This is a genomic window from Dietzia sp. Cai40, assembly GCF_014145165.1.
In the GTDB taxonomy this organism is placed as follows: Bacteria; Actinomycetota; Actinomycetes; order Mycobacteriales; family Mycobacteriaceae; genus Dietzia; species Dietzia natronolimnaea.
In genome coordinates this window covers 1-4,736 of record NZ_JAALEB010000140.1, presented here as the reverse complement: position 1 = coordinate 4,736, position 4,736 = coordinate 1, and the positions used below count along the sequence as shown (strand labels likewise).

The window sequence follows — 4,736 nt, the reverse complement described above, 5'->3', positions numbered from 1 at the left end:
GGCGGGGTGCACCCGGGGGCGTGGGCCGTCCGGCCCGCCGGCGACCAGGACGACCACCCGCGCGTCCGCCCCCCGGTCCGTCGCCCGGTCCGCTCCTTCTCCCGCCGCAGTGCCCATGGCGGCAACACTACGACGACGCACGTAGGATCGCGATCGTGACCGTCCCAGCTGTGCCCGACCGGACCGACAATGGCTACCACAGCCCGATCCTGACCCGTCCCGGCGCCGTGGACACCCCGGGTCCCGGCCCGGACGCCGGGGTCCCGTTCCACTACGGCGACCCCTTCGGTGAGCAGCGCACGGCCACCACCTCCGTGGTGGTCGTCGACCGCTCCCACCGCGACGTGCTGACCATCGGCGGTGGCGAGCGGCTGAGCTGGCTCGAGGGCTTCGTCTCCCAGCACGTGTCCGAACTGGAGGACCGCTCCGGTGGCGAGACGCTGATCCTGGACGCCAACGGTCGGGTGGAGCACCACGTGGTGCTCTCCGACGTCGACGGGACACTCGTCATGGACACCGAGCCCGGCCGGGGCGCGGCCCTGCTCACGTTCCTGACCCGGATGGTCTTCTGGGCAGACGCCACTCCGGAGGCCGCCGACCTCGTCGTCGTCACCCTCGCCGGCACCGGGCTCCCCGGTGCCCTCACCGCTCCGGACGGGACCATGGTGGAGCTCCCCGTCGGCGACTACGCGAGCGTCCCTCTGCCGGGGGGCGGGATCGCACGTCGGATGCCGTGGCCGTTGGCGGGCTCGGTCGATCTCCTCGTCCCCCGGGCCGGGCTGACCGGATGGTTCGACGCGGCGGTCCGGGCCGGCGCCCGTCCGGCGGGCTCGTGGGCGTTCGAGGCCCTCCGCGCGGTGGAGACGGACCCGCTCCGGGCGCGACTCGGCGTGGACACCGACGAGAAGACCATCCCCCACGAGATCCCCACGTGGATCGGCGAGGTGGCGCAGCGCGGCGCGGTCCACCTGGACAAGGGGTGCTACCGTGGCCAGGAGACGGTCTCCCGCGTCCACAACCTCGGCAAGTCCCCCCGGGTCCTCGTGCGTCTGCACCTGGACGGCTCCGGCGGCGACCAGTCGCTCTCCCCCGGCGCCGAGGTCCTCGCCGGTGGCCGCACCGTGGGGCGCGTGGGGACCGTCGTCCAGCACCACGAGTACGGCCCGGTGGCGCTCGCCCTGCTCAAGCGGTCGGTGCCGTCCGACACCGTTCTCGAGGTGGACGGGGTCTCCGCCGCCATCGATCCCGACTCCGTCCCGCACGACTCCGGCCCGCAGGCCGGACGTGAGGCGATCCGCAGGCTGCGCGGCCAGGCGTAGGAGCCCGAGGTGGCCCCCACGACACCCGGGCGGACATTCCGCGCCGGGCACGCTATCCTGTGGACAGGCAGATACTCACATTGATGGGCACCCCCGAGGTGGCCCAGCACCGTTTCCGAGGGGGTCAGGTCAATGGGCCGAGGCCGCGCGAAGGCGAAGCAGACCAAGGTCGCTCGCGAACTCAAGTACAACACTCCGCAGACGGACCTAGAACGTCTCCAGGCGGAGTTGGCCGGTGGTGGCGCGCCCACCACACGCCTCAGCACCGATCGGCCCGGTGCCGAGGAGGACGACGACCCGTACGGGTCGTGGTCCGACGGCGACAGCAGGTTCTGACCGCACTCCCCGACCGCCGCCTACACGTGGGCCGGGCATCCAGCGAGGATGCCCGGCCCACGTTCGTGTGGCGGGGTGCGCCGCCCGGCTAGAAGCGGGCGTGTGATCCCTCGAGGACGACGCGCGGTCCGTCCGCGGCGACCTCCCCGGCCTTGTCCACGTGTCCGATCACCCAGTTGTCCACGTGCCGGGCGGTGAGCACCGCCTGCGCGCGGTCCACGTCCTCGGCCGGGAGCACGGCGATCATCCCGACCCCCATGTTGAACGTCCGCTCCATCTCGGCCTGCTCGACACGGCCGTGGTGGGCGATCGTGCCGAACACGGCGGGCACGGGCCAGCGGCCACGGTCGAGACGCGCGACCAGTCCGCGCGGCATGACCCGCGCGAGATTCTCCGCCAGGCCTCCACCGGTGACGTGGCTGAACACCCGGACGTCGGTCTCGGCGATGAGGCTCAGGCAGTCCAGGGCGTAGATGCGGGTGGGCTCGAGGAGTTCCTCACCCAGGGTGCGACCGAACTCCTCTACGTGCCCCTCCAGCGGGAGGCGGGCGAGTTCCAGCAGTACGTGCCGGGCCAGCGAGTACCCGTTGGAATGCAGGCCCGAGGACGCCATCCCCACGATCACGTCGCCGGGGCGGACGTTCTCCGCCTTGAGGACCTCGTCGGACTCGACGATCCCGACCCCGGTGCCCGAGATGTCGTACTCGCCGGGGGCCATCAGTCCCGGGTGCTCGGCGGTCTCGCCGCCCAGCAGCGCGCAACCGGCCCGGACGCAGCCCTCGGCGATCCCCTCGACGATGTCGGCCACGTGTTCCGGCACGACCTTGCCGATCGCGATGTAGTCCTGGAGGAACAGCGGCTCGGCCCCGCACACCACCAGGTCGTCCACCACCATGGCCACGAGGTCGATGCCCACCGTGTTGTGGACGTCCATGGCCTGCGCCACCGCGATCTTGGTCCCGACGCCGTCCGTCGACGAGGCCAGGAGCGGTTGACGGTAGGAGTTCTTCAGGGAGAACAGCCCGGCGAAGCCCCCGAGGCCACCCATCACCTCCGGCCGGGTCGCGCGCTTGGCGTGGGGCGCGAACAGCTCGACGGCGCGCTCGCCGGCGTCGATGTCGACTCCGGCGGCGGCGTACGAGGCGCCGCTCGCGGGGTGGGGGTTCTCGGTCATCTTCGGTTCTCCTCATCGGCGCCCGTGGTCGGGCGCCCGGTCAGGGTCGGCGGACGGCGTCCGCGTTGTCGTGCAGGACCAGGTGCCGATCGGGTATCTCACCGTCGACCTGGGCGGCCAGTGCCAGGACGGCCGCGCTCATCGGCGAGTCGTCCGGGAGCGGGATGGGGTAGTGGCCGTCGAAGCACGCGGCGCACAACTCGTCCCGCGGCTGCCCGGTGGCCGAGATCATCCCGTCCACCGAGATGTACCCGAGGGTGTCCGCCCCGATCGCCCTGCGGACGCCCTCGAGCATCCCGTCGGTGGCGTCGACCCCGTTGGCGATCAGTTCGGCGGGGCTGGCGAAGTCGATGCCGTAGAAGCACGGCCAGCGGACCGGCGGGGAGGCGATACGGACGTGGACCTCGAGGGCGCCGGCCTCCCGCAGCATCCGGATCAGGGCCCGTTGGGTGTTGCCGCGGACGATCGAGTCGTCCACCACCACCAGCTTCTTCCCCTGGATGACCTCGCGCAGCGGGTTGAGCTTGAGCCGGATGCCGAGCTGCCGGATCGTCTGGCTGGGCTGGATGAACGTACGGCCGACGTAGGCGTTCTTGGTCAACCCCTGGGCGAAGGGGATCCCGGACCCCTGGGCGTAGCCCACGGCGGCCGGTGTCCCCGATTCCGGCACCGGGATCACCAGGTCCCCCTCGACGGGGTGCTCGACCGCCAGTTTGCGGCCGATCTCCACGCGGGCGGAGTTGACCAGCCGCTGGTTGATCACCGAGTCGGGACGCGCCAGGTACACGTACTCGAAGACGCACGCCTTGGGGGTGGGCTCGGAGAGCTTGCGCGACCGGACGCCGTCGGCGTCGATGGCGATCAGCTCACCGGGCTCGATGTCGCGGACGAACGACGCCCCGACGATGTCCAGGGCCGACGTCTCGGACGAGACCACCCAGCCCCTCTCGAGCCGTCCGAGCGCGAGCGGGCGCACCCCGTGCGGATCCCTGGCGGCGTACAGCGTGTTCTCGTCGGAGAACGTCAGGCAGTAGGCGCCGCGCAGGCGCGGCAGCAGGCGGGCCGCCGCCTCCTCGAGGCCCCCGTCACCCGCCTCGTGGGCGAGGAGGGTGGAGACGATGTCCGAGTCCGAGTGGGTGCTGTTCTCGGTGTAACCCCGGATGCCGATCGTGGTGGCGTAGCGCTTGAGTTCCTGCGTGTTGACCAGGTTGCCGTTGTGCCCCAGCACCACGGACCCCCCGCCGGTGGTGGGCCTGAACATGGGCTGCGCGTTGTCCCAGGACGCGGCGCCGGTCGTGGAGTACCGGCAGTGGCCGATCGCCACGTGTCCGCTCATCGACTCGAGGGTCTTCTCGTCGAAGACCTGGCTCACCAGTCCGAGATCCTTGTAGACGAGCACCTGCTCGCCGTCCGCGACGGCGATGCCGGCGGCCTCCTGGCCGCGGTGCTGCAGCGCGTACAGGCCGTAGTAGGTGAGCTTGGCGACGTCCTCGCCGGGAGCCCAGACACCGAAGACACCGCACTCCTCGACCGGACCGATGCGCTCGGTGTCGATCGGCAGGCCGGTCGGGCCGGGAACGGACGGGTCGGGCAGACCCAGACCGACGGCGGCGCGGCCACTGGTGCGGCGGAGTGATCCGGACGGGGCCGGACGTGACGACGTGCTCTCCACCTGGTGGTGCTCCCTCATGTTTCGGGGCGGTCCGCCCGGACGGACCCCGGCGGTGCTGTTCGAGTGTACGTTCCCCGACCCCCGTGACCCCAGTCCCGTGTCCCCGTCCCGCGGGTGGGGCCCCTTCTCATGCGCAGGTCGTCCGGACCCGCCCGGGTCGCCGAACGCTCAGCCGGGACGCACCACCGGCAGCCCCGCCGCGACCTCGTCGGCCCGGGTCCCCGACGCCCGGACC

4 protein-coding genes are annotated in these 4,736 nt (G+C 71.9%); 2 read left to right on the top strand and 2 right to left on the bottom strand.

Annotated elements, in window-relative coordinates:
- Positions 1-155: 155 nt before the first annotated feature.
- Both G6022_RS06210 and G6022_RS06205 read left to right on the top strand, forming a co-directional pair.
- On the top strand, positions 156-1,319 hold the full coding sequence (locus G6022_RS06210) for a folate-binding protein YgfZ (RefSeq protein ID WP_179524616.1): 1,164 nt from the start codon (positions 156-158) through the stop codon (positions 1,317-1,319).
- A gap of 132 nt (positions 1,320-1,451) precedes the next feature.
- Positions 1,452-1,655, top strand: a complete 204-nt coding sequence (locus G6022_RS06205; RefSeq protein ID WP_179524615.1) for a DUF3073 domain-containing protein — start codon at positions 1,452-1,454, stop codon at positions 1,653-1,655.
- Positions 1,656-1,743: 88 nt separating this feature from the next.
- Here G6022_RS06205 and purM read toward each other — a convergent pair whose 3' ends face one another.
- Positions 1,744-2,829 (bottom strand): phosphoribosylformylglycinamidine cyclo-ligase, encoded by a 1,086-nt coding sequence (purM, locus tag G6022_RS06200; protein WP_179524614.1) that lies wholly within the window; start codon positions 2,827-2,829, stop codon positions 1,744-1,746.
- Between the two features lie 40 nt (positions 2,830-2,869).
- Positions 2,870-4,519 (bottom strand): amidophosphoribosyltransferase, encoded by a 1,650-nt coding sequence (gene purF / locus G6022_RS06195; protein ID WP_182616724.1) that lies wholly within the window; start codon positions 4,517-4,519, stop codon positions 2,870-2,872.
- Positions 4,520-4,736: the final 217 nt, after the last annotated feature.